This is a genomic window from Methylibium sp. (assembly GCF_035762065.1).
GTDB lineage: Bacteria > Pseudomonadota > Gammaproteobacteria > Burkholderiales > Burkholderiaceae_C > Methylibium.
Genome location: NZ_DASTPW010000010.1, coordinates 24746 through 48466, shown reverse-complemented (window position 1 = coordinate 48466; position 23721 = coordinate 24746). Strand labels below are relative to the sequence as shown.

Genomic DNA, 23721 nt, shown 5'->3' with positions numbered 1-23721 from the left:
CTATACTCCGCCGCCGTTCCAAACCCGCCGACGCCGGCGTCTTGATTGCCTTGCTCACCATGAAGAATTCGCTTCGCGCGACGCTCGCGCTCCTCGCCTCGCTGGCCGTCTGGGCCGCTCCGGCGCATGCGCAGAACAAGGCCGGCGACGCGGCGGCCGGCGCGAAGAAGAACGCGATGTGCGTCGGCTGCCACGGCATCGAGGGCTACCAGGCCAGCTTCCCCGAGATCTACAAGGTGCCGAAGATCGGCGGGCAGAACGCGGCCTACCTCGCGGCCTCTCTGAACGCCTACAAGAAGGGCGAGCGCAAGCACCCGAGCATGCGCGGCGTCGCCGAATCGCTGAGCGAGCAGGACATCGCCGACCTCTCGGCCTACTACGCGCAGCAGGTGGACGCGCAGGCCGCGGTGCCGGAGGCGCCGGCCAAGGCCGCCGACCAGGCCATCGCCGCGAAGGTGCAGGTCTGCGCGACCTGCCACGGCGCCAACTTCAACAAGCCGATCGACGCCAGCTACCCGAAGCTCTCGGGCCAGTACGCCGACTACCTCTACGTCGCGCTGAAGGCCTACCAGACCGACAAGAACCCGCTGGTCGGCCGCGCCAACGCCATCATGGCTTCGCAGGCCAAGCCGCTGTCCCAGGCGGAGTTGAAGGCGATCGCCGACTACATCAGCACCTTGCCGTCCGACATGCGCACCGTGCCGCAGTCGCGCTTCAAGTAAGCACCGCCGGCCCGGCATCGAGCCGCCCGACCGCAAGGTCCGGCGGCTTTTTCCATGGCCGACGGTCGACGCGCTGCGGCAGCTGCGCTCAGCGCGCCGCGCGCCGGCGCACGCAGTCGAGGTAGGCCGCGCCGTCCGGCGGCAGGCCGCTGCGCTGCGAGGCCCAGATCGTCTCGCCCAGGCAGTCCATCACCGCGTGCTGCGCCTCGTGCGCCGAGCCGAGCCGCGCAAGCAGCGCTTCGTAGGCCGGCTTGATGCCGCGCGGCTGGTCGATCGACAGCTGCTCGGTGATCGACAGGTGCATCGACAGATGCAGGAAGGGGTTGGTGCGGCCGTCTTCGACTTTGTAGCTGCGCGCGACCGCCGCCTCGGCATCGGCGAAGTCGGCCGCGTACTCGGGGTGCTCGGCGATCCAGTCGGCCGCCTGCGCCTCGATCGGCGTCAGCGGCATGCCGGCCTTGCGCTTCGCGGCCACGCTGCAGAAGAAGCGCCGCACGTCGTCTTGCGAGGGTTGAAACATGTCGGGTTTCCGAGCCGGTGACGGCTCTTGTAATTATGAATTTTGTCGGCTACGGTCCCGGCAACCCGCGAACGCCATGGCCGACCTCAGCGATTGGAATGCTTCTTCCGGCGCGATCCGCCCGGTGTCCCTGCACGAGGAAGTGGCCTCGCGGCTGCGGGCGGCGATCTTCGAGCGCCGGCTCGCGCCCGGCCAGTGGATCGACGAGCGCGCGCTGGCGTCGGAGTGGGCGATCAGCCGCACCCCCGTGCGCGAGGCGCTGAAGGTGCTGGTGGCCGAAGGCCTGGTCAGCGCGACGCCGCGCCGCGGCTGCTGCGTCACCGAGATCTCGGAGGACGACGCCGAGCGGCTGTTCCCGGTGATGGCGCTGCTCGAAGGCGAGTGCGCGCGCGAGGCGGCGCTGCGGGCGAGCGACGCGCAGCTGCAGGATCTCGCCCGGCTGCATGACGTGCTCGAACGCCACGCCGCCGCGCGCGACCTCGACGGCTACTACCGTGCCAACCATGTCTTCCACAGCCGCGTGCAGGAGCTGGCCGCGAACCCGTGGCTCGCGCGGGCGACCGACCAGCTGCGCGTCTTCATGCGCCTGCTGCGCGGCCGCCAGCTGCACCACCCGGGGCGCATCGACGATTCGATCGGCGAGCACCGTGCGCTGATCGAGGCGCTGCTCGCGCGCGACGGTGAGCGCGCCGGCCGGCTGATGCACGGCCACCTGATGGCCCAGCTGCAGGCGCTCAAGGCGCTGCGGGCGTCCGAGCAGGCGCCGAGGCGTGCGATGCGCAAGCCGACCCGGCGTGCGAAGGCGCTCGCGTGAACACGGCGCCGGGTACCGCTTCGGCCGGCCTGCGCCGGGGCCGCCGGTCCGCCGGATCGTCGCCGCCTGCGCCGGCGCTCGACGACGCCCGGCGCCTCGAACGCATCGCGCGGACCAGCGCGCGGCTGCTGTCCGAGCCGGGCGACGCGAACGCCTTCGTGATCGCCGGCGAACTGCTGGCCGAGCTGGCGCTGCTGCCGGCCTCGCAGCACGCGGCGCTGTTCGCGCTGCTCGAATCGCGCTTCGGGCCGGACCCCGGCGCGGTGCTCGAAGCGGCGCAGCGCTACGCGGCCGCGCCCTCGGCCGCGGGGCTGATCGAGCTGACCCTGCGCGCCGAGCCGCCGCGCCAGGAGCTGCTGCGCCGGCTGAGCCGGGTGCAAGGTGGCGTTGCCGCGATCGTCGCGCTGCGGCGTTCGCTGCTCGCAGCCTTGAAGACGCGGCCCGAGCTCGCCGCGGTCGAGGCCGACTTCCAGCACCTGCTGTCCTCGTGGTTCAACGCCGGCTTCCTGCAGATGCAGCGGGTCGACTGGGGCTCGAGCGCGGCCTTGCTGGAGCGGATCATCGAACACGAGGCGGTGCACGCGATCGCCGGCTGGGCCGACCTGCGCCGCCGCCTGCAGCCGGACCGCCGCTGCTTCGCGTTCTTCCATCCCCAGCTGCCGGGCGAGCCGCTGATCTTCGTGGAGGTGGCGCTGCTGGCCGAGATGCCCGCGGCCGTCGGCCCGCTGATCGACCCGGGCTCGCCGCCGGGCCCGCCGGCGGACTACAAGGTCGCCACCTTCTACTCGATCAGCAACTGCCAGCCGGGGCTGAAGGGCGTCTCGCTCGGCAACTTCCTGATCAAGCGCGTCGCCGAACGGCTGAAGCAGGAGCTGCCGCAGCTGCGCACCTTCTGCACGCTTTCGCCGATGCCGGGCTTCGCCGGTTGGCTGCGTCGCGACGCTGCCCGCGTCGCCGGGCGCGAGGCGCTGCCGGCGCGCCAGCGCGCGAAGCTCGCCGCGGCCGATGCGGCGCTGGTCGCCGAGTTCGGTGCCGATCTCGCCGGCCTGGGTGCCGGCTTCGCGCCGGAGCGCGTCTCGGCCGCGGGCCGCGCTGCGATCGAGCGCCTCGCCGCGCACTACCTGGCGCGCGCCACGGTGACGCCCGGCGGCGACGCGGTCGCGAAATTCCACCTCAACAACGGTGCGCGGCTCGAGCGCCTCAACTGGGCCGGCGACTGCAGCGCGAAGGGCCTGCGCCAGTCGCTCGGGATGATGGTGAATTACCTCTACAACCTCGACGCGGTCGAGTCGCAGCATGAACGCTTCGCGCACGGCGAAGTGGTGAGCTCGCGGCGCGTGGCGCGTCAGCTTTGAAGCGGGGCCGAGCCCAGGGCCCGATCGACGACAACGACGGAGACATGCGATGACCGAAGTTCCTTCTCGCGGCCGCCGCGCGGCCCTGTGCCGCCTGATGGCGGCGCCTGCCGCGCTCGCCGTGCCGTCCTGGGCGGCGGCACAGGCCGCCTGGCCGAGCAAGCCGGTCACGCTGATCGTGCCCTTTCCGGCCGGCGGCGGCACCGACGCCTTCGCGCGGCCGCTGTCGGCGGCGCTGACCCGCCAGTTCGGCAAGCAGGTGCTGGTCGACAACCGCGGCGGCGCCGGCGGCACGGTGGGCGCCGGCATCGCGGCGAAGTCGGCGCCCGACGGCTACAGCTGGTTCCTCGGCGCGGTGCATCACGCGATCGCGCCCTCGGTCTACCCGAAGCTCGACTACGACATCCGCAGCGATCTCGTGCCGGTCGCGCTGGTCTCGAAAGTGCCGCAGGTGGTGGTGGTGAATCCGCAGCGCGTGCCGGCCGCCAACCTGCCCGAGCTGCTGAAGTTCGTGCGCGCGAACCCGGGCAAGCTCAACTACGGCTCGGCCGGCAACGGCACTTCGCATCACCTGGCCGGCGAGCTGTTCAAGCTGCAGACCAAGACCTTCATCACCCACATCCCTTATCGCGGCGCGGGGCCGGCGCTGCAGGACCTGATCGCCGGCCAGGTGGACGTGATGTTCGACGGCCTCGGTTCTTCGGCGGTGCACATCAAGAACGGGCGCATCAAGGCGCTGGCGGTCGCGGCCGAGCAGCGCTCGCCGGGCTTCCCCGACATCCCGACGGCCGGCGAGGGCGGCGTGCCGACCTACCAGGTCGCGACCTGGTACGGCCTGTGGGCGCCCAGGGGCACGCCGAAGGAGCTGATCGAGCGGATGGCGGGCGAGGTCACGCGCACGATCGGCGGCGAGCTGAAGGACACCTGGGTCCAGCTCGGCTCCAAGCCGGCGGCACTGACCGGCGCTGCCTTCGGCAATTTCGTCGAGGCCGAGATCAAGCGCTGGGCCGAAGTGGTGAAGGCTTCGGGCGCCAAGCTCGACTGAGGACGCCGTGGACGATCACAACCTCTACGGCGCGCTGCGCGGGGGCTTTCCGCACGACCTGGATCGCCTCGCGATCGAAACCGACACCGGCCTGGCCTACAGCTGGCGCGACATCGATCGCGCCAGCGCGATGCTCGCGAACCTGCTGGTGTCGCTCGACCTCGCGCCGGGCAGCCGCGTCGCCGTGCACACCGAGAAATCGGTCGAGGCGCTGCTGCTGTACCTGGCGACGCTGCGCGCCGGCTTCGTCTACCTGCCGCTGAATGCCGCCTACCGGCGCGCGGAACTCGAGTACTTCGTCGACGATGCCGAACCAGCCGTGCTGGTGTGCGCGCCGCGCGACTTCGGCTGGGTCGCGAAGCTCGCGTTCCAGCGCGGCGTGAAGAACGTGTTCACGCTGGGCGAGGCACGCGACGGCAGCCTGCTCGAACGCGCGGCCCAGATGCCCGACCGCTTCGAGGCCGTACCGCGCGCGTCGAGCGACCTCGCGGCGATCCTCTACACCTCCGGCACGACCGGCCGCAGCAAGGGCGCGATGCTGAGCCACGGCAACCTGCTGTCGAACGCGCGCACGCTGAAAAGCTACTGGGACTGGCGGTCGGACGACGTGCTGATCCACGCGCTGCCGATCTTCCACGTGCACGGCCTGTTCGTCGCCGCCCACGGCGCCCTGCTCAATGGCAGCCCGATGCTGTGGCTTGCGAAGTTCGATCCGCGCGCGGTGCTCGAACGCCTGCCGCGAGCCACCGTGTTCATGGGCGTGCCGACGCTCTACGTGCGGCTGCTGCAGGAGCCCGGCCTGACGCGCGAGGCCTGCTCGCGCATGCGGCTGTTCGTCTCGGGCTCGGCGCCGCTGCTGATCGAGACCTTCCGCGCCTGGCAGGAGCGCACCGGCCACACGATCCTCGAGCGCTACGGCATGAGCGAGACGGTGATGCTCACCTCCAACCCCTGCCGCGACCAGGACGACCCGCAGCGCATCGGCCGCGTCGGCGGCACCGTCGGCCGGCCGCTGCCGGGCGTGCAGCTGCGCGTGCGCGACGGCGAGCGCGATCTCGCGCCGGGCGAGATCGGCGACGTGCAGGTCAAGGGCCCGAACGTCTTCGCCGGCTACTGGCGCATGCCGCAGAAGACCGCCGAGGAGTTCACCGCCGACGGCTGGTTCAAGACCGGCGACGTCGGCCGCTTCGACGAGCACGGCTACCTCACCATTGTCGGGCGCAGCAAGGACCTGATCATCACCGGCGGCTACAACGTCTACCCGGCGGAGGTCGAGGGCTTTCTCAACGAGCAGCCGGGCGTCGAGGAGTCGGCGGTGATCGCGGTGCCGCATGCCGATTTCGGCGAGGCGGTGGTCGCGGTGGTGATCGAGCGGCGCGGCGCGAAGCTCGACGAGGCGGCGCTGATCGCGAGCCTCAAGCAGCACATCGCCGGCTTCAAGGTGCCCAAGCGGGTGATCGTCGCCAGCGAGCTGCCGCGCAACGCGATGGGCAAGGTGCAGAAGGCCGCGCTGCGCGAGCAGCACCGCGCGCTGTTCGCCTGACGCCGCCGCGGCCGCGCGAGCCGCACTGCGGTGCCGCGCGAGCCGCGCTACTGGCCGAGCGTGCCGCTCAGGCCCTGCGCTTCGAAGTAGCGCTGGCTGGCGAAGGCGATCGTCGAGATGAGCACGGTCGCGCCGACGATCAGCGCAGCCAGCACGCCGAACACCGCGAGCCAGCCGCTGCGGCCCTCGCCGTGGCGCGCGTTCCAGCGTTCGTCCGGTGTCAGGCCGTAGACGAGCGCCGCGACCATGCCGGCGCTGATCGCCGCGCCGAGCAGCGGGATCAGCAGCCAGGCGAGGCGGTCGTCGTGGCCGAGCGACAGCATGCGCGCGACGCCCCATGCGCCCAGCAGCGCAGCCGGCACATGGGCCCAGCCGGCGACGTCGCGCGCGCCGTGCAGGTAGAAGCGGTGCCCACCAAGCGCGCCGGCCAGCACGGCGAGCCAGGTCGCGAGCGTTTTCGAGCGGCGCGGCCTCATCCGCGATCGCCGGGCGGCGTCGACGCGCCCGGGCCGAGCGCGCGCTGCATCAGCACCACGTCGAGCCAGCGGTCGAACTTCCAGCCGCTGGCGGCCAGTACGCCGGCGTCGACGAAGCCGAGCGCGCGGTGCAGGCCGATCGAGCCGGCATTCGCGCTGTCGCCGATCACCGCGAGCATCTGGCGCGCGCCTTGCGCCTCGCAGCGCGCGATCAGCTCGGCCAGCAGCAGCCGGCCGAGGCCACGGCCCTGCGCCTCGGGCGCGAGGTAGATCGAGTCCTCCAGCGCGAACCGATAGGCCATGCGCGGGCGGAAGTAGTTCGCGTAGGCATAGCCGAGGACCCGGCCTTCGGCTTCGACGACCAGCCAGGGGAGGCCCCGGCCGAGCACTTCGTCGCGGCGGCGGGCCATCTCGTCGGGCGAGGGGCGCTCGAGCTCGAAGGTGCCGGTGCCGTGCTCGACGTGCCAGCCGTAGATCGCGGCGAGCGCTTCGGCGTCGTCGGCGCGGCTCGGGCGGATCAAGGTCCGGGCGCTGGGCGAAGGGGTGGCCGGCATGGGGCGCGAGTCTATAATCCGCGGCTTTTTCGGCGACGGTCCTGCTCGATGCGGGGCGTATCTACGGCGCCGGAGACTCCCCGATCCAACCCACCGGCACGTGTCCCCGGCTCGGCGCGATCAACCAACCGAATCGAGGAATCCAGATGGTCGTCATCCGACTCGCCCGCGGCGGCTCCAAGAAGCGCCCCTTCTACAACATCGTCGCCGCCCCGCAGCGCAACCGCCGCGACGGCCGCTTCCTGGAGCGCGTGGGCTTCTACAACCCGGTGGCCACCGGCGGCGAAGAGCCGCTGCGCGTCGCCTTCGATCGTGTCGATCACTGGGTGCAGCACGGCGCGCAGATGTCGCCGACCGTCGCGCGTCTGGTGAAGGACGCGAAGACCAAGCTCGCTGCCGCGCCTGCGGCACCCGCTGCCGCGGCCTGAGCGAGCCTCCCGCCGGTGAGGCCCTCGTGATGAGCGGCCCCGGCGCCGCTGAAGCCGAAGAAGCCTGGCCGGCTGACGCCATCGAGGTCGGCCGCGTGCTCGACGCCTGGGGCGTCAAGGGCGCGATCAAGGTGCAGGCCTTCGCGAAGGATCCGCAGGCGCTGTTCTCGTCGCGCCGCTGGCATCTGCAGCCGCCCGACGGCGCGCGCGGCGCAAGCCGCCGCTTGCTGCGCATCACCTCCGCTCGCGAGCAGGCCGACGTGATCGTCGCGCAGTCGCGCGAGATCGAGGACCGCGACGCCGCCGAGGCGCTGCGCGGCTGGCGGGTGTTCGTCGCGCGCTCGAGCTTTCCGACCGCCGACGCCGACGAGTACTACTGGGTCGATCTGATCGGCCTCGAGGTGCTCAATCGCGAGGGCGTCGTGCTGGGCCGGGTCGCCGACCTGCTGGATACCGGTGCGCACAGCGTGCTGCGCATCGAGTCGGAGGACGGGGTCGAGCGGCTGATTCCCTTCGTCGCGCACTACGTCGACGAGGTCAGCCTCGCGGCGCGCCGCATCGTCGTCGACTGGGGCGCCGACTGGCACGAAGGCTGAGCGCCATGCGCTTCGACTTGCTGACGCTGTTCCCGGAACTGTTCGCACCCTGGCTGGCGGTCGGCGTCACGCGGCGTGCGTTCGCCGAAGGCGGACCGGTGCAGGTCGTGCCCTGGGCGCTGCGCGACTTCGCGGACGACGCCTACCGCCGCGTCGATGACCGCGCATACGGCGGCGGGCCCGGCATGGTGATGCTGGTCGAGCCGCTTGCGCGCGCGCTTGCCGCGGCACAGGCGGCCCGGTCGAAGCCGGCACCGGTGATCCTGTTCAGCCCGACCGGGGCGCGGCTCGATCAGCGGCGCGTCGGCGAGCTGGCGCAGGGCGACGGCGCGGTGCTGGTCTGCGGCCGCTACGAAGGCGTCGACCAGCGCTTCATCGACCGGCACGTCGACGAGGAGCTGAGCCTCGGCGACTTCGTGCTGTCGGGCGGTGAGCCGGCGGCGCTGGCGCTGCTCGATGCCGTCGCGCGTCTCCAGCCGGGCGTGCTCAACGACGCGGCCTCGCACCAGCGCGACAGCTTCGCCGACGGCCTGTTCGACCACCCGCACTACAGCCGGCCGGAGCGGCTGGGCGACGACGCGGTGCCGGCGGTGCTGCTCTCGGGCCACCACGCCGACATCACCCGCTGGCGCCGGGAGCAGCAGCTCGCGCTGACGCTGGCCCGGCGGCCGGATCTGATCGCCGCGGCGCGCGCGGCCGGGCGACTCTCGAGCGCCGACGAAGCCTGGCTGCGCAGCGCAGTCCCGGCCGCGAAGGGCTGAGCACCTATACTTCGCGGCTTTTCGATCCTCTGCCCGGCTTTCGGCGCGCCGCGTCCGAACTCCTCCTCCAACACCGCCCGGCACGATCGCAGGAGTCCCCATGAATCTGATCCAGACGCTCGAGCAGGAAGAAATCGCTCGACTCGGCAAGACCTTCCCGCCGTTCGCGCCGGGCGACACGGTGATCGTGAGCATCAAGGTCGTCGAAGGCACCCGCAAGCGCCTGCAGGCCTACGAAGGCGTGGTGATCGCCAAGCGCAATCGCGGCCTCAACAGCGGCTTCACGGTGCGCAAGATCTCCAGCGGCGAAGGCGTCGAGCGCACCTTCCAGCTCTACAGCCCGCTGATCGCGTCGATCGAGGTCAAGCGCCGTGGCGACGTGCGCCGCGCGAAGCTGTACTACCTGCGTCAGCGCAGCGGCAAGTCGGCTCGGATCAAGGAAAAGCTGGCCTGACGAGGCGCTGCTTCGAACGAGCCGCCTGCGGGCGGCTTCGTTTTTTTGAGGCTCGATAAGCTCGTCGCATGCAGCGCCCTCCGATCCTCGACCCGCGCGCGGTGCCGGTCACCGGCGCCGATAGTGATCTGCTCGCGATCGATCCCGCCCGTCTCACCGCCGGCGCGCTGCGCGCGCGCTTCCTTGCGCAGCCGGCCTGGCAGGTCGAGTTCCCCGGCGACGGCCGGCTGATCGATCGCGAGCCCGCGGCGGCGTCCGTGCTGTTGCCGCTGGTGACGCGCGAGCGCGGCCTGACGCTGCTGCTGACGCTGCGCACCGATCACCTGCATGACCACGCCGGCCAGATCAGCTTTCCCGGCGGCCGCAGCGAGCCCCAGGACGCGAGCGCGGCCGACACCGCGCTGCGCGAGGCCGAGGAAGAGGTGGGCCTCGCGCGCGAGCACGTCGAGCTGATCGGCGAGCTTCCGACCTACACGACGGTCACCAACTTCGTGGTCACGCCGGTGGTCGCGCTGGTCTCGCCGGGTTTCACGCTGCGGCCCGACCCGTTCGAAGTCGCCGAAGTGTTCGAGGTCCCGCTGGACTTCCTGATGAACCCGGCGCATCACCGACGCCACGCCTTCGAGTCCCCGGTCGGCCGGCGCGAGTTCCTGTCGATGCCGTGGCGCCGCGTCGCCGAAGCCGGCGAAGCCGGGCAGTCGACGGAGGCGCGCGAGTACTTCATCTGGGGCGCGACCGCGGCGATGCTGCGCAACCTCTACCGCTTCCTCGCCGCCTGAGCCGCGGCACCGGCCACGCCGGCCGAGCAAAAGGCGCTGGCTATCATCGATCGCATGAGCTTCTTCGCCGTGCTGCTGGCCCTTGCCCTCGAGCAATTGCGCCCGCTGCCGCGTCGCCACGCGATCCAGGACGCGCTGACCGCCTGGGCCGATTGGACCGGCCGCAACTTCGATGCCGGCCGCGAGCATCACGCCTGGGTCGTGTGGACGATCGCCACGCTGGTGCCGGCGGTGGCGGTGTGGCTCGTGTACTTCGCGCTGATGCATGTCAACGTGCTGCTCGGGCTGGCGTGGAACGCCGCGGTGCTCTACCTGACGCTCGGCTTCCGCCAGTTCAGCCACTACTTCACCGACATCCGCGACGCGCTCGAACGCGGCGACGAGATCGAGGCGCGCCGGCTGCTGTCGCAATGGCAGCGCATCGAATCGGCCGATCTGCCGCGCGACGAGTTGCTGCGCCACGTGATCGAGCAATCGCTGCTCGCGGCGCACCGTCACGTGTTCGGCGTGTTCTTCTGGTTCATCGTGCTGGCGACCCTGGGTTTCGGCCCGGCGGGCGCGGTGCTCTACCGGATGGCCGGCTTCGTCGCGCGGCACGGGGCCAAGCGCGGCGCGACGACCGGCGTGCCGGTCAACGAGCGGCTGGCGCAGATCGCGCGGCGGATGTTCGAGCGCATCGACTTCATCCCGTCGCGGATGACGGCCTTCGGCTTCGCGGTCGTGGGCGACTTCGAAGAGGCGATCGCCTGCTGGCGCCGCGACGCGGTGCTGTGGCCGTCGTCGAACGACGGCGTGGTGCTGGCGGCCGCGGCCGGCGCCGTCGGCGTGCGGCTCGGCGGGCGCGCTCCGCAGGTGCAGCGGCCGGCCGGGCCGCTGGCGGATTTCGACGTCGCGGTCGCGCTGGAAGGGCCCGAGCCGCCGCCGGTCGCTGCCGCGGCGACGCCCGGCCTCACGCCGGAGTTCGGCCATCTGCGCAGCGTCGTCGGGCTGGTGTGGCGCTCGGTCGTGCTCTGGATGCTGCTGCTTGCGCTGCTGACGGTGGCCAACCTGATCGGCTGACTCACGCCTGCTTGACGAAAGCCTCGACGTCGTCGAGCACCGGCGCGACCCAGTGCAGCGGCCGCGCGAAGGCACCCGCCAGCGTCATGTGGTTCGCGCGTGGGTACCAGCGCAGCGTCACCTCGGTCCCGGCGCGCTCCAGGTGCTCGGCCAGCCGCGCGCTGTTGCGTTGCGGATCCACGAAGCTGTCGGTCTCGGCGACTCCGAGGAAGCTGCGGATCGCGCGCCGGTCCGCATGCACGATCGGCTGCGATTCGCGCGGCACGTCGGGATGGTGGAACACAGGACGCACGGCGCGGTTGCCGATCGGTACGAAGTCGTAGGGCCCGGCCAGGCCGATCCAGCCGGCGAAGCGTGCCGGCGCCAGCCCCGCACCTTCGAGCCAGCGCGCGTCGAGCGCGAGCATTGCGGCGTTGTAGGCGCCGGCGCTGTGGCCCATCAGGTAGAGCCGGCGCGCGTCGAGGCCGAGGTGCACAGCGCCCGTGCTGATCCAGGCCGCGGCGTTCGCGCAGTCGCGCAGGAAATCGGGGTAGGCGACTTGCGGATAGAGCCGGTAGTCGGCGACGCCGCAGACGATGCCGCGCGAGGCGAGCGCCTCGCCGACGAAGCGGTAGTCGGCCCGCGCGCCGCTGTTCCAGGAGCCGCCGTAGAAGAACAGCACCGCAGGCCAGCCGCCGGCAGGCGCGCGGCCGAGCGGGCGGTAGAGGTCGAGCCGCTGGCGCTCGTCGTCGCCGTAGCGGCGATCGGCGATGCGCTCGTGCGTGTCGCCGGGCACAAGCGCATTGATCGTCCCCAGCGGCGAGCAGCCGGCGATCGTGCCGAGGCCGAGCAGGCCGCCACCGGCGGCGAGGAAGCTTCTTCTTGCGGGCATCGCCGGCTCTACGCGAGCTGCCGGCGCGCGGATGCAGCTCAGCCGGCCAGGCGCGCGCGATGCCGAGCGATCTGCGCGCGCACCTGGGCCGGCGCGGTGCCGCCGACGACCTGACGCGCATCGAGCGAGCCACGCAGCGAAAGCGCCGCATGCACGTCGGCTTCGATCGACGGGTGGAAGCTGCGCAGCGCATCGAGCGGCAGCTCGGCGAGATCGAGGCCCTGGCCGATCGCGTGCTTGACCGCGTGCGCGACGATCTCGTGCGCGTCGCGAAACGGCAGGCCCTTCTTCACCAGGTAGTCGGCGAGGTCGGTCGCCGTCGCGTAGCCCTTGCGCGCGGCACGCTCCATCGCTTCGGGCTTCACGACGATGCCGCCGACCAGCTCGGCGAAGATGCGCAGCGTGTCCTTCAAGGTGTCGACCGTGTCGAACAAGGGCTCCTTGTCCTCCTGGTTGTCCTTGTTGTAGGCCAGCGGCTGGCCCTTCATCAGCGTGACCAGCGCCATCAGGTGGCCCACCACGCGGCCCGTCTTGCCGCGCGCGAGTTCCGGGACGTCCGGGTTCCTCTTCTGCGGCATGATCGACGAGCCGGTGCAGTAGCGGTCGGCCAGGTCGATGAAGCCGAAGCTCTGGCTCATCCACAGGATCAGCTCCTCGCTCAGGCGGCTGACATGCACCATGCACAGCGCGGCCGCCGCGGTGAACTCGATCGCGAAGTCGCGGTCGCTGACGGCGTCGAGCGAGTTCTGGCAGAGGCCTTCAAAGCCCAGCGTCGCGGCGACCCGGTCGCGGTCCAGCGGGTAGCTGGTGCCGGCCAGGGCCGCGGCCCCGAGCGGCAGCCGGTTCACGCGCTTGCGCACGTCGGCCATGCGCTCCGCATCGCGCGCGAACATCTCGACGTAGGCCAGCAGGTGGTGGCCGAAGCTCACCGGCTGCGCGACCTGCAGGTGCGTGAAGCCCGGCAGGATCACCTCCGCGTTCGGCTCGGCTACCTCGACCAGCGCGCGCTGCAGCGCGAGCAGCAAGGCGCCGATCGCGTCGATTTCGCCGCGCAGCCACAGCCGCACGTCGGTGGCGACCTGGTCGTTGCGCGAGCGGCCGGTGTGCAGCCGCTTGCCGGCATCGCCGACCAGCGCGGTCAGCCGCGCTTCGATGTTCAGGTGCACGTCCTCGAGCGCGAGCTTCCATTCGAAGCGGCCGGCCTCGATGTCCTCGGCGATCTGCCGCAGGCCGCGCACGATCGCCGCGTGGTCCTCGGCGGTGATCAGCCGTTGCGCGGCGAGCATCTCGGCGTGGGCCAACGAGCCCTCGATGTCGGCGCGCCACAGGCGGCGGTCGAAGCCGACGCTCGCGGTGTAGCGCTGCACGAGCTCGCTCACCGGCTCGGAGAACAGCGCCGACCAGGCTTCGGTCTTGCGGTCGAACTGGCTCATCGTGCGCTCCTGCGATGCGTCACGGCAAGGTGGCGGGCATTCGGGCGTGAACGAGGCATCGTGATCGGGCACTGGCGGTGGGGAAGAGCGGATCGGCGGCTTGCGGCGGCGTCGATCGCTTGGACACAATCGATTGTAGGAGTCGGCTTTGCGCCGGCCCGGCATCGAGACCGCCCTTGAACGCACCTGCCGACCTGAAGCAAGCGACGTCTCGCAACGCGAGCGGCCGTGCGTCGGCCTTGAGGACCGGCTTCGGCGGGCTCGGCGGCGAATCGGGCTTCGAGCCCCGCGCTGCGGCGCTCGCGAAGCCGCCCGGTTTCGACGTATGCCACGTCGGCGTCGTGCTGCGCGCGGTCGTGTTCATCGAGGTGCTGCTCGCGCTGGGTGCCGCCTTCTTCGTCGCCGATGCAGCCGACTGGGCGCTGCAGTTCGCGGCCGGCACCGCCTTCGCGCTGCCGGCGCTGCTGCTGTGGCTGGCGCTGCTGTGCGCGATCCAGAAGCCGCTGATCGGGCTCGGCGCCGCGTGGCAATGGGCCTTCGTCGGCACGGCCGGCGCGGCCTGCGCCCTCGCGAGCTGGCTGCTCTGGTCGGCCTTGCAATGGGGCGAGGCGCGGCCTGCGGCGTCGCTGCACGCCTTGCGTATCGCAGCCGTCGCTGGCAGCGGCGCGGTGACGGCCGCAGCCTTCTTCCTGTGGCTGCGCCAGCGCGCGCGGCTCGCCTTGCCGGCGGCGACGACCGCGCGGCTGGCCGAACTGCAGTCGCGCATCCGGCCTCATTTCCTGTTCAACACGCTGAACTCGGCGATCGCGCTGGTGCGCACCGATCCGCGCCGCGCCGAGGCGGTGCTGGAAGACCTGGCCGAGCTGTTTCGCGTCGCGCTCGCCGAACACGGGCCGCAGGCGACGGTGAGCCTGCACGACGAGGTCGAACTCGCGCGCCGCTACCTCGCGATCGAGCAGGTGCGCTTCGGCGACCGGCTCAGACTGCAGTGGGAGCTCGATCCGGCCGCCGACACTGCGCGACTGCCCGCGCTGCTGCTGCAGCCGCTCGTTGAGAACGCGGTGCGGCACGGCGTCGAGCCCGCGCCGGCCGGTGGCACGGTGCGCGTTCGCACGCGGCTGCGGCGCGGCCGGGCCGAGATCCTGGTCGCCAACACCGTCGCCGGCAGCGGCTCTGTGCCGGGTCACGGCATCGGCCTGCGCAACGTGCGCGAGCGCCTGCGGCTGCTGCACGACGTGGCCGGCGACTTCCGCGCCGGCCTCGACGGCGACGTCTACCGCGTGCTGATCGCGGTGCCGATGTGAGGAGCCCGCGATGAACGAGCCGGCGCTGCGGGTCCTGATCGTCGACGACGAACCGCTCGCGCGCCAGCGCCTGGCGCTGCTGGTGCGCGATGTCGCCGAGACGCCGGGTGCGCCGGCGGCGCTGGTCGTCGGCGAGATGTCGCAGGCCGCGGCGGCGCTCGCGTGGATGGAATCGCACCAGGCCGACGTGCTGCTGCTCGACATCCAGATGCCCGGCATGGACGGCGCGGCGCTGGCGTCGAAGCTGCGCTCGCGCGCGCAGGCGCCGGCGGTGGTGTTCGTCACCGCGCACGCCGAGCATGCGCTGCAGGCCTTCGAGCTCGAAGCGGCCGACTACCTGACCAAGCCGGTGCGGCGCGAGCGGCTGCAGGCGGCGCTGGAGCGCGTCGCGCGTCGTCGCGCGGCCGACGCCGCCGCGCGTGCCTCGGCGGCGGCCAAGGCACCGGTGGTCGTCGTCAGCGAGCGCGGGCGCATCGTGCGGGTGCCGCTGTCCGAGGTGCTGTACCTGAAGGCCGAGCTGAAGTACGTGACGCTGCGCACCGCGGAGCGCAGCTACCTGCTCGACGATGCGCTGAGCGACATCGAACAGCGCCTCGGCGAGCGCTTCCTGCGCGTGCATCGCAACGCCGTCGTCGCGAAGGCGGCGGTGCGCGCGCTCGAACGCCGGCCCGCCGGCGCCGGTGACGGCGAAAGCGACGACGGCGCCGAGACCTGGGCGGTGCGCGTCGCGCCGGTGGACGAGTGGCTCGCGGTGTCGCGCCGGCAGGCCGCGGCGGTGCGCGAGGCGCTGCGCGCCGGCGGCTTGTAGGCAGACCGCCGCGCGAAGTGCAGCCGGGATAATCCCGGCGATGCACATCAAGGCGCTGCTGGACCTCGCTTCCGAACTCCTGCGCGCGGTCCTCGGCTTCGCTGCGCCGGCCGATCAGGTCGTCTCGTCGTTCTTCGCGCGGCATCGCCAGCTGGGGCAACGCGAGCGGCATGCGCTGGCCGAGACGGTGTATGCGGTGCTGCGCCGGCGGCTGCTGTGGCAGCACCTCGCGCAGTCCGGCAGCGGGCCGATCGAGCGGCGCCTCGCGGTGCTGGCATGGCAGGGCGACGCGCAGGTGTTCGCCTTGGCGCTTTCGCCAGACGAGCGCGCCTGGCGCGAGCGGGCTCTCGCGATCGACATCGAGACCCTGCCCGAGCGGCTGCGGCACAACCTGCCCGAATGGCTGGTCGAGCCGTTGAAGGCGGCGATGGGCGATGCGGAGTTCATGCCGCTCGCCATCGCGCTCGCGACGCCGGCGCCGCTCGACCTGCGCGTCAACATGCTGAAGACCGCCCGCACCGAGGCGCAGGCCGCGTTGCGCGCCGAAGGCATCGAGGCGACGCCGACGCCGTGGTCGCCCTGGGGGCTGCGCATCGAGGGCAAGCCGGCGCTGCAGCGCACCGAGGCGTTTCGCCGGGGCGACGTCGAGGTGCAGGACGAAGGCAGCCAGCTTCTGTGCCTGCTGACCGAGGCGCGGCGCGGCGAGATGGTGGTGGACTTCTGCGCCGGCGCCGGCGGCAAGACGCTGGCGCTGGGTGCGTCCATGCGCAACACCGGCCGGCTCTACGCCTTCGACGTGGCCGGCCACCGGCTCGACGCTCTGAAGCCCCGGCTTGCGCGCAGCGGGCTGTCGAATGTCTACCCGGCACAGATCGCGCACGAGCGCGACGAGCGCATCAAGCGGCTGGCCGGCAAGATCGACCGGGTGCTGGTGGATGCGCCGTGCTCCGGGCTCGGCACGCTGCGGCGCAACCCTGATCTGAAGTGGCGGCAAGCGCCGGCGGGAATCGATGAGCTGAAGGTGAAACAGGCGGCGATCCTCGCCAGCGCCGCGCGGCTGCTGAAGCCGGGTGGGCGCCTCGTCTACGCGACCTGCAGCCTGCTCGCGGCCGAGAACGAAGACATTGCCGCTGCATTCACGCAGACGCATCGGGACTTCGAAACCTTGCCGGCCGCCGACGCGCTGCGCCGGGCCAAGGTGGATGCCGCGGAGTCGCTCGTGCACGGCGACGTGCTTCGCCTTTGGCCGCACCGCCATGGAACCGACGGCTTCTTCGCGGCCCTTTGGCAGCGCCGGGCGTGACCAACCCGGCCGGAAATCCCCTCGGATCACCGCCATGGGATCTTTCCGCCGAGACGCGGCTCCTACAATCCCGCAGGGTTGACATCTGCATGACACGACAGGACGCTTGATGGATTCATTGACGATGATCTGGGACGCCTTGGTGGCCGGCCTCGCGCACGGCGCCCTCGAGGCGACTTGGTGGCAAGTCCTGCTGTTCACGCTGGTCACCACCCACATCACGATCACCGCGGTGACGGTCTTCCTGCACCGCGCGCAGGCGCACCGGGCGCTCGACCTGCACCCGGCTGTCGCGCACTTCTTCCGCTTCTGGTTGTGGATCGGCACCGGCATGGTGACCAAGGAGTTCGTCGCGATCCATCGCAAGCACCACGCGAAGTGCGAGACCGAGGAAGACCCGCACAGCCCGCAGACGCGCGGCATCAAGGCCTTGCTGCTGACCGGTGTCGAGCTCTACCGCGCCGAGTCGCGCAACCCCGAGACGATGGTCAAGTACGGCCACGGCACGCCGGACGACTGGATGGAGCGCAACGTCTACAGCCGCTTCACCTGGCAGGGCGTCGGCATCATGCTGCTGCTCGACATCTACCTGTTCGGCGCGATCGGCGCGACGGTCTGGGCGGTGCAGATGACCTGGATTCCGTGGTGGGCCACCGGCGTCATCAACGGCATCGGCCACTGGCGGGGCTACCGCAACTTCGAGGCGCCGGACGCGTCGCGCAACGTCGTGCCCTGGGGCATCCTGATCGGCGGCGAAGAGCTACACAACAACCACCACACCTACCCGACCTCGGCGAAGTTTTCCGTCAAGCCTTTCGAGTTCGACGTGGGCTGGGCCTACATCCGCGGCATGGAGAAGCTGGGCCTCGCGACGGTGCGCAAGACGGCGCCGAAGCTCGCGCTGGGATCCATCCGCCCAGTGGCCGACGACAAGACGCTCGAAGCCATCATTGCCCACCGTTACGAGCTGATGGCGAATTACGGACGCGCCTTGAAGGCCGTTTGCCGCAGCGAGCTGGCCAAGCTGAAGGCCAAGGGCGAGCACGACACGCTGCGCAGCCGTCAGCTTCGCCTCGCGCAGCGCTGGCTGCACCGGGATGCCGAGAACATCCCGCAGGCGCTGCACGGCGATCTGGCCAGTGCCCGCGCGGAGCATCCGGTGCTCGACAAGCTGGTGACGATGCGCGAGGAGCTCCGCCAGCTGTGGACGCGCACCGGCGTTTCGGCAGAGCAACTGGTGGCCGACTTGCAGTCGTGGTGCAAGCGCGCCGAAGAGAGCGGCATCACCGCGCTGCAGGACTTCGCGCTGCGGCTGCGCTCGGCGCACGCCTGATCGGCAAGATCGAGCACCCAACAAAAAGCCCGCCGATCGGCGGGCTTTTTGTTGGCTGGTGCTCGACAGCGTCAAGCACTCACTTGAGCTTCACTTCCTTGTACGCGACGTGCTTGCGCGCCTTCGGATCGAACTTGATGAATTCAAGCTTGTCGGGCGTCGTCTTCTTGTTCTTGTCGGTCGTGTAGAAGTGGCCGGTCCCTGCCGTGGATTCCAGCTTGATCTTTTCGCGTCCGCCTTTGGCCATGATCGGCTCCTAAGAAATCAGAGTGCGTTCTTGGCACGCAGGTCGGCAACGACCTGCTCGATGCCGACCTTGTCGATCAACCGCAGCGCTGCGTTGGTCACGCGCAGGCGAACCCAGCGGTTCTCGGTCTCGAGCCAGAACCGGCGGTACTGCAGGTTGGGCAGGAACCGACGCTTGGTCTTGTTGTTGGCATGGGACACGCGGTTCCCGACGGCCGGGCGCTTGCCCGTGACTTGACAGACGCGTGCCATGACGCTTCTCCGGTGAAAGTGGGGGTGCAGCTCGGCGAGACGGCGGGCCGCCTCGCGCGAAGCCGGCGATTGTAGCGGGCGAAGCCGTGCCGGCAACCTTCGCTCAGCCTCTTGCCGCTACCAAACGCCCGTCGAGCCCTGATCCAGGAAGCGTTGCGCGTCGAGTGCCGCCATGCAGCCCGTGCCAGCGCTCGTGATGGCCTGACGGTAGACGTGATCCTGCACGTCGCCGGCGGCAAACACCCCCGGCACGCTGGTCATCGTCGCCATGCCCTGCAGGCCGCTTCGGGTCAGGAGGTAGCCGTCCTTCATCTCGAGGTGTCCCTGGAAGATTTCGGTGTTCGGCCGGTGACCGATCGCGATGAAGCAGCCTTTGAGTTCGACGTCCTCGGTCGCTCCCGACTGCGTATGCCTGATGCGCACGCCGGTCACGCCGCTCGCGTCGCCGAGCACTTCGTCGAGCACGTGGAAGAGCTTCAGCTCGATCTTTCCGGCGGCCACTTTCTCCATCAGCTTGTCGACGAGGATGGGCTCCGCCTTGAACTTGTCGCGCCGGTGGATCAGCGTGACCTTGCTCGCGATGTTGGACAGGTAAAGGGCCTCTTCGACCGCCGTGTTTCCGCCGCCGACGACGCATACCGCCTGGTCGCGATAAAAGAAGCCGTCGCAGGTCGCGCAACCGCTGACGCCGCGTCCCATGAAGGCCTCCTCGGACGGCAGGCCGAGGTACATCGCCGAGGCGCCGGTCGCGATGATCAGCGCGTCGCAGGTGTAGACGCCGCTGTCGCCCTTCAGCATGAACGGGCGCTTCGCAAGATCGACCGTATGGATATGGTCGAAGACGATCTTCGTTTTGAAGCGCTCCGCGTGTTCGAGGAAGCGCTGCATCAACTCCGGGCCCTGCACGCCGTGCACGTCGGCCGGCCAGTTGTCGACCTCGGTCGTCGTCATCAGCTGGCCGCCCTGCGCCAAGCCCGTGATCAGCAGCGGTTGAAGGTTCGCGCGCGCCGCGTAGACGGCGGCGGTGTAGCCCGCCGGGCCGGAGCCGAGGATCAGGACTTGGGCGTGGGTGGTGGTGCTCATCGAGAAGGGTTCCGGAAAGTCGCCTGCATCAGGGCGGATCAGAAGACCAGTGAGCACTGGCCTTCGGCTACATTCGGCTCGGCAAGATTTCACGAGTCACGAGCTTCGCGCAGCACAGGGAGTTTATTGGGGGCGGGCGCGGAGATTTCGAGGCCTGGGATGGCCTCGATGCATCGATCACCACCAGAAGGAAGACTGCGATGGCCATGTTGTCGAACCTCGATCTGATCCGCCGCGTGCCGCTGTTCTCGCTGTTGACCGGCGAACAGGCGCAGTCGATCGCCGAAGGCGTCGTCAAGCGTCGCTACCGCCGCGGCGAAGTGATCGTCGAGCAGGGGACGAAGTCCAACGCGCTGTACATCCTTCTGACGGGCCGCGCCCGTGTCGTCACCGCCGACGCCCGCGGTCGCGAAGTGATCCTCGCCGTGCTGCAGCCCGGCGACTACCTCGGCGAGATGAGCCTGATCGACAACGAGCCGCATTCGGCCACCGTGCGTGCCGAGGTGCAGTGCGACGTGCTGGTGCTCGGCCGCGCCGAGTTTGCGCGCTGCCTGCCGGAGAACTCCAGCCTCAGCTACGCGATCATGCGCGGCCTCGTCGCGCGGCTGCGGGCGGCCGACCGGCAGATCGAATCGCTTGCGCTGCTCGACGTCTACGGCCGCGTCGCCCGCGCGTTGCTCGACATGGCGGAGGACGGCGCCGAGTTCAAGCTGATCCGCAACAAGGTCTCGCGCCAGGATCTCGCGAAGGTCGTCGGCGCGTCGCGCGAGATGGTCAGCCGCGTGATGAAGGACCTCGAAGAGCGCGGCTTCATCCAGACGCAGGACAACGGCTCGGTCCACATCATGGAGCGGCTCGCGCACCGCTGAGCGAGCGCCCGCGCCAGGGACCGCGGCCGTCGCAGCAGCTCGACCGCTGCGCGTTGTTGCAGCGTGACGGCAGCCATCCACCACAATCGCGCGCATGGCTTTTCCTCTCGGTTCGCTGGGCATCGACAGCCCGGCCGAGGGCCGCGCCGCAGGCCCCACCAAAGCACGCAAGTCCGCCGTCGCGGCGCCGCCCGTCAAGCCTTCGCCGATGCACTGGCGGCAGCAGGTCGTCGTGGTGCTCGGGGCGGCGCTGTGGCTGCTGGTCGCGTTGGCGCTTGCAACCCACAGCGCGGACGACCCCGCGTGGTCCACCTCCGGAACGCTCGACAAGCCGGGCAACCGTGCCGGCGTCGCGGGCGCATGGTTCGCCGATCTGGCGTTCTTCTTCTTCGGCCATTCGGCCTGGTGGCTGCTGCTCATCGGCGCGACCTCCTGGCTCGCGGCGCTGGCGCGCTGGCTGCGCGCGAGCGCCAAGGACCGCGCGCCCGACGCCGTCGTGGCCGATCCTCACGAGCGCTCGGCCTGGATGCTGTGGCTCGGCATCGCGCTGCTGCTTTCGGCGAGCTGCGCGCTCGAATCGACGCGCCTCTGGCACTTCGAGGCCAGCCTGCCTGGCCGCCACGGCGGTGGGCTGGTCGGCCATCTGCTCGGCGGCTTCAGCCTGCGCGCGATCGGCTTCGACGGCTCCGGCGTTTTCTGGATCGCGGTGCTGCTGCTCGGCCTGCCGCTGGCGCTGCGTTTCTCGTGGGGGACGGTCGCCGAGGCCATCGGCTCGATGTTCGACGGCTGGCGTGAACGCCGGCAGCTGCGACTCGATCGCGCCGAGGACATCCGCCTCGGCGCCAAGGCGCAGCGCGAGCGCGAGCACCAGCTCGAAGTGGAGCGGCCCGCCGCGGCCATCGAGCCGGTGCTGATCGAGCCGACCGTCGCCGAGCTGCCGAAGAGCGAGCGCGTCGCGAAGGAACGCCAGAAGCCGCTGTTCGTCGACCTCGCCGACACGAAGCTGCCGCAGGTCGATCTGCTCGACGCGGCGCCGGGTCGTACCGAGACGGTGACCGCCGAGTCGCTCGAGATGACCTCGCGGCTGATCGAGAAGAAGCTCAAGGACTTCGGCGTCGAGGTCCGCGTCGTCGCGGCCTCGCCGGGGCCGGTGATCACGCGCTACGAGATCGAGCCGGCGGTCGGCGTCAAGGGCGCGCAAGTGGTCGGACTCGCGAAGGATCTGGCGCGGGCGCTCAGCCTCGTGAGCATCCGCGTCGTCGAGACCATCCCCGGCAAGACGACGATGGCGCTGGAGCTGCCGAACGCCAAGCGCCAGATGATCCGGCTGGCCGAAATCCTCGGCAGCGAGGCGTACAACGCGGCGTCCTCGATGCTCACGCTCGGCCTCGGCAAGGACATCGTCGGCGGCCCGGTCGTCGCCGATCTCGCGAAGATGCCGCACTGCCTCGTCGCGGGCACCACCGGCTCGGGCAAGTCGGTCGGCATCAACGCCATGATCCTGAGCCTGCTCTACAAGGCCGAGGCGCGCGACGTCCGGCTGATCCTCATCGATCCGAAGATGCTCGAGATGAGCGTCTACGAAGGCATCCCGCACCTGCTGTGCCCGGTCGTCACCGACATGAAGCAGGCCGCCAACGCGCTCAACTGGGGCGTGGGCGAGATGGAGCGCCGCTACAAGCTGATGAGCAAGCTCGGCGTGCGCAACCTCGCCGGCTACAACAAGAAGGTCGACGATGCGCAGGGCAGGGGCGAGCACCTGCCGAACCCGTTCAGCCTGACGCCGGAGCAGCCCGAGCCGCTGGAGCGCCTGCCGCACGTCGTGATCGTGATCGACGAGCTGGCCGACCTGATGATGGTCGTCGGCAAGAAGATCGAGGAGTTGATCGCGCGCCTCGCGCAGAAGGCGCGCGCGGCCGGCATCCACCTGATCCTCGCGACCCAGCGGCCCAGCGTGGACGTGATCACCGGCCTCATCAAGGCGAACATCCCGACGCGCATCGCGTTCCAGGTCTCGAGCAAGATCGATTCGCGCACCATCCTCGACCAGATGGGCGCCGAGGCGCTGCTCGGCATGGGCGACATGCTCTACATGGCCGTCGGCACCGGGCTGCCGGTGCGCGTGCACGGCTGCTTCGTCAGCGACGAGGAGGTCCACCGCGTGGCCGATTACCTGCGCAGCCAGGGCGAGCCGAACTACATCGAAGGCATCCTCGAAGGCGGCACGCTCGACGACGACGCAGCCCTCGACGGCGTGCCGGGTGGCGCCGGCGACGGCGAGAGCGACCCGATGTACGACCAGGCGGTCGCGATCGTGCTGCAGCACAAGCGCGCCTCGATCTCGCTGGTGCAGCGCCACCTGCGCATCGGCTACAACCGCGCGGCGCGGCTGCTGGAACAAATGGAGAAATCGGGGCTCGTTTCCAGCATGGCCACCAACGGCAACCGCGAGCTGATCGTTCCGCAGCGCTCGGCCGAATGACGCGAATGAAACGCCGTGCGCTGGCGCCCCTCGTCGCGATCGCGCTGCTCGTCGCGCCGCTCGCGCGGGCCGACGCCCTCGACGCCTTGAGAAGCTTCGTCGCCGAAGCGAAGAGCGGCCGGGCCGACTTCACCCAGACGGTCACCTCGCCCGACGGCGCGAAGACGAAGAAGTCCACCGGCAGCTTCGAGTTCCTGCGGCCGAACCGCTTCCGCTTCGACTACGCGAAGCCGTACGCGCAAACGATCGTCGGCGACGGCCAGAAGGTCTGGCTCTACGACGTCGACCTGAACCAGGTCACCGTGCGGCCCTTCGACCGCGCGCTCGGTTCGACGCCGGCCGCGCTGCTCGCCGGCGGTGCGATCGACCGGGACTTCGACCTGAAGCCGCTACCCGATGCCGACGGCCTGCAATGGGCCCAGGCGCTGCCGAAGACCAAGGACGGCAGCTTCCAGTCCCTGAAGATCGGCTTCAAGGGCCCGCTGCTCGCGGCGATCGAGATCGTCGACGCCTTCGGACAACGCTCGCGGCTTGACTTCAAGGGCTTCGAGGCGAATGCGGCGGTGCCTGCCGAGCGGCTGCGTTTTTCGCCGCCCGCCGGCGTCGACGTGATTTCGCAGTAGGGCGCGCG

At 70.6% G+C, this 23721-nt stretch carries 26 protein-coding genes; 18 read left to right on the top strand and 8 right to left on the bottom strand.

Annotation, left to right across the window (positions count from 1 at the left end; genetic code table 11):
• The first annotated feature begins 59 nt into the window (after positions 1-59).
• Positions 60-722, top strand: a complete 663-nt coding sequence (locus VFR90_RS03580; RefSeq protein WP_326404638.1) for a c-type cytochrome — start codon at positions 60-62, stop codon at positions 720-722.
• An 88-nt stretch (positions 723-810) separates the two neighbouring features.
• Here VFR90_RS03580 and VFR90_RS03575 read toward each other — a convergent pair whose 3' ends face one another.
• The gene (locus VFR90_RS03575; RefSeq protein WP_326404637.1) at positions 811-1242 is read right to left on the bottom strand and encodes a DUF1841 family protein; all 432 of its coding nucleotides are present in this window, start codon (positions 1240-1242) and stop codon (positions 811-813) included.
• Between the two features lie 76 nt (positions 1243-1318).
• On the opposite strand from VFR90_RS03575, the gene VFR90_RS03570 reads away from it, so the two are divergent.
• The 4 genes from VFR90_RS03570 to VFR90_RS03555 are packed head-to-tail and all read left to right on the top strand — an operon-like array spanning position 1319 to position 5999.
• On the top strand, positions 1319-2056 hold the full coding sequence (locus VFR90_RS03570; protein WP_326404635.1) for a GntR family transcriptional regulator: 738 nt from the start codon (positions 1319-1321) through the stop codon (positions 2054-2056).
• On the top strand, positions 2053-3411 hold the full coding sequence (locus VFR90_RS03565) for a malonyl-CoA decarboxylase (RefSeq protein WP_326404634.1): 1359 nt from the start codon (positions 2053-2055) through the stop codon (positions 3409-3411). Before VFR90_RS03570 ends, VFR90_RS03565 begins: the two co-directional genes overlap by 4 nt.
• A gap of 49 nt (positions 3412-3460) precedes the next feature.
• Positions 3461-4456, top strand: coding sequence for a Bug family tripartite tricarboxylate transporter substrate binding protein (locus tag VFR90_RS03560; protein ID WP_326404633.1), 996 nt, complete (start codon positions 3461-3463; stop codon positions 4454-4456).
• A 7-nt stretch (positions 4457-4463) separates the two neighbouring features.
• Entirely contained in the window at positions 4464-5999 is a 1536-nt protein-coding gene (locus tag VFR90_RS03555) for a malonate--CoA ligase (protein WP_326404632.1), read from the top strand.
• Between the two features lie 47 nt (positions 6000-6046).
• Here the strand turns inward: VFR90_RS03555 and VFR90_RS03550 are convergent, their stop codons facing one another.
• Positions 6047-6475 carry a hypothetical protein gene (locus tag VFR90_RS03550; protein ID WP_326404631.1) on the bottom strand — a complete coding sequence of 143 codons (429 nt, stop codon included), beginning with the start codon at positions 6473-6475 and terminating at the stop codon, positions 6047-6049.
• Positions 6472-7029 carry a GNAT family N-acetyltransferase gene (locus tag VFR90_RS03545; RefSeq protein ID WP_326404630.1) on the bottom strand — a complete coding sequence of 186 codons (558 nt, stop codon included), beginning with the start codon at positions 7027-7029 and terminating at the stop codon, positions 6472-6474. The genes VFR90_RS03550 and VFR90_RS03545 overlap by 4 nt, the downstream gene beginning before the upstream one ends.
• A 146-nt stretch (positions 7030-7175) precedes the next feature.
• Between VFR90_RS03545 and rpsP the strand changes: the two genes are divergently transcribed.
• From rpsP to VFR90_RS03515, 6 genes are all read left to right on the top strand, one after another.
• Positions 7176-7457 carry a 30S ribosomal protein S16 gene (gene rpsP / locus VFR90_RS03540; protein WP_326404629.1) on the top strand — a complete coding sequence of 94 codons (282 nt, stop codon included), beginning with the start codon at positions 7176-7178 and terminating at the stop codon, positions 7455-7457.
• 29 nt (positions 7458-7486) lie between these two features.
• On the top strand, positions 7487-8053 hold the full coding sequence (gene rimM / locus VFR90_RS03535) for a ribosome maturation factor RimM (protein WP_326404628.1): 567 nt from the start codon (positions 7487-7489) through the stop codon (positions 8051-8053).
• A 5-nt stretch (positions 8054-8058) separates the two neighbouring features.
• Positions 8059-8814, top strand: coding sequence for a tRNA (guanosine(37)-N1)-methyltransferase TrmD (gene trmD / locus VFR90_RS03530; protein WP_326404627.1), 756 nt, complete (start codon positions 8059-8061; stop codon positions 8812-8814).
• Between the two features lie 100 nt (positions 8815-8914).
• On the top strand, positions 8915-9268 hold the full coding sequence (gene rplS / locus VFR90_RS03525; RefSeq protein WP_326404626.1) for a 50S ribosomal protein L19: 354 nt from the start codon (positions 8915-8917) through the stop codon (positions 9266-9268).
• 68 nt (positions 9269-9336) lie between these two features.
• Positions 9337-10047, top strand: a complete 711-nt coding sequence (locus tag VFR90_RS03520) for an NUDIX hydrolase (RefSeq protein ID WP_326404625.1) — start codon at positions 9337-9339, stop codon at positions 10045-10047.
• Between the two features lie 54 nt (positions 10048-10101).
• Complete coding sequence (locus VFR90_RS03515) at positions 10102-11106, top strand: CobD/CbiB family protein (RefSeq protein ID WP_326404624.1); 1005 nt, start codon at positions 10102-10104, stop codon at positions 11104-11106.
• Between the two features lies 1 nt (position 11107).
• Here the strand turns inward: VFR90_RS03515 and VFR90_RS03510 are convergent, their stop codons facing one another.
• Both VFR90_RS03510 and argH read right to left on the bottom strand, forming a co-directional pair.
• Entirely contained in the window at positions 11108-11977 is an 870-nt protein-coding gene (locus VFR90_RS03510; protein ID WP_326404623.1) for an alpha/beta hydrolase, read from the bottom strand.
• Between the two features lie 38 nt (positions 11978-12015).
• The gene (gene argH / locus VFR90_RS03505) at positions 12016-13410 is read right to left on the bottom strand and encodes an argininosuccinate lyase (protein ID WP_326404622.1); all 1395 of its coding nucleotides are present in this window, start codon (positions 13408-13410) and stop codon (positions 12016-12018) included.
• 176 nt (positions 13411-13586) lie between these two features.
• Here argH and VFR90_RS03500 point away from each other — a divergent pair, with 176 nt between their 5' ends.
• The 4 genes from VFR90_RS03500 (at position 13587) to VFR90_RS03485 (ending at position 18158) form a co-directional block, all read left to right on the top strand.
• Positions 13587-14714: a sensor histidine kinase gene (locus VFR90_RS03500; RefSeq protein WP_326404621.1), complete on the top strand. Its 1128-nt coding sequence runs from the start codon at positions 13587-13589 to the stop codon at positions 14712-14714.
• 10 nt (positions 14715-14724) lie between these two features.
• Positions 14725-15522, top strand: coding sequence for a LytTR family DNA-binding domain-containing protein (locus VFR90_RS03495; RefSeq protein WP_326404620.1), 798 nt, complete (start codon positions 14725-14727; stop codon positions 15520-15522).
• Positions 15523-15562: 40 nt separating this feature from the next.
• Positions 15563-16825, top strand: a complete 1263-nt coding sequence (locus tag VFR90_RS03490) for an RsmB/NOP family class I SAM-dependent RNA methyltransferase (RefSeq protein ID WP_326404619.1) — start codon at positions 15563-15565, stop codon at positions 16823-16825.
• A 109-nt stretch (positions 16826-16934) separates the two neighbouring features.
• Positions 16935-18158, top strand: coding sequence for a DesA family fatty acid desaturase (locus VFR90_RS03485; RefSeq protein WP_326404618.1), 1224 nt, complete (start codon positions 16935-16937; stop codon positions 18156-18158).
• 79 nt (positions 18159-18237) lie between these two features.
• Here the strand turns inward: VFR90_RS03485 and rpmG are convergent, their stop codons facing one another.
• From rpmG to trxB, 3 genes are all read right to left on the bottom strand, one after another.
• Positions 18238-18405: a 50S ribosomal protein L33 gene (gene rpmG / locus VFR90_RS03480; RefSeq protein ID WP_326404617.1), complete on the bottom strand. Its 168-nt coding sequence runs from the start codon at positions 18403-18405 to the stop codon at positions 18238-18240.
• A 17-nt stretch (positions 18406-18422) separates the two neighbouring features.
• The gene (rpmB, locus tag VFR90_RS03475; RefSeq protein ID WP_326404616.1) at positions 18423-18656 is read right to left on the bottom strand and encodes a 50S ribosomal protein L28; all 234 of its coding nucleotides are present in this window, start codon (positions 18654-18656) and stop codon (positions 18423-18425) included.
• Between the two features lie 117 nt (positions 18657-18773).
• The gene (gene trxB / locus VFR90_RS03470; RefSeq protein ID WP_326404614.1) at positions 18774-19739 is read right to left on the bottom strand and encodes a thioredoxin-disulfide reductase; all 966 of its coding nucleotides are present in this window, start codon (positions 19737-19739) and stop codon (positions 18774-18776) included.
• Positions 19740-19939: 200 nt separating this feature from the next.
• On the opposite strand from trxB, the gene VFR90_RS03465 reads away from it, so the two are divergent.
• The 3 genes from VFR90_RS03465 (at position 19940) to lolA (ending at position 23713) form a co-directional block, all read left to right on the top strand.
• Complete coding sequence (locus VFR90_RS03465; RefSeq protein WP_326404613.1) at positions 19940-20608, top strand: Crp/Fnr family transcriptional regulator; 669 nt, start codon at positions 19940-19942, stop codon at positions 20606-20608.
• A gap of 94 nt (positions 20609-20702) precedes the next feature.
• Positions 20703-23090 (top strand): DNA translocase FtsK, encoded by a 2388-nt coding sequence (locus VFR90_RS03460; RefSeq protein ID WP_414676483.1) that lies wholly within the window; start codon positions 20703-20705, stop codon positions 23088-23090.
• 5 nt (positions 23091-23095) lie between these two features.
• On the top strand, positions 23096-23713 hold the full coding sequence (lolA, locus tag VFR90_RS03455) for an outer membrane lipoprotein periplasmic chaperone LolA (protein WP_326404611.1): 618 nt from the start codon (positions 23096-23098) through the stop codon (positions 23711-23713).
• Positions 23714-23721: the final 8 nt, after the last annotated feature.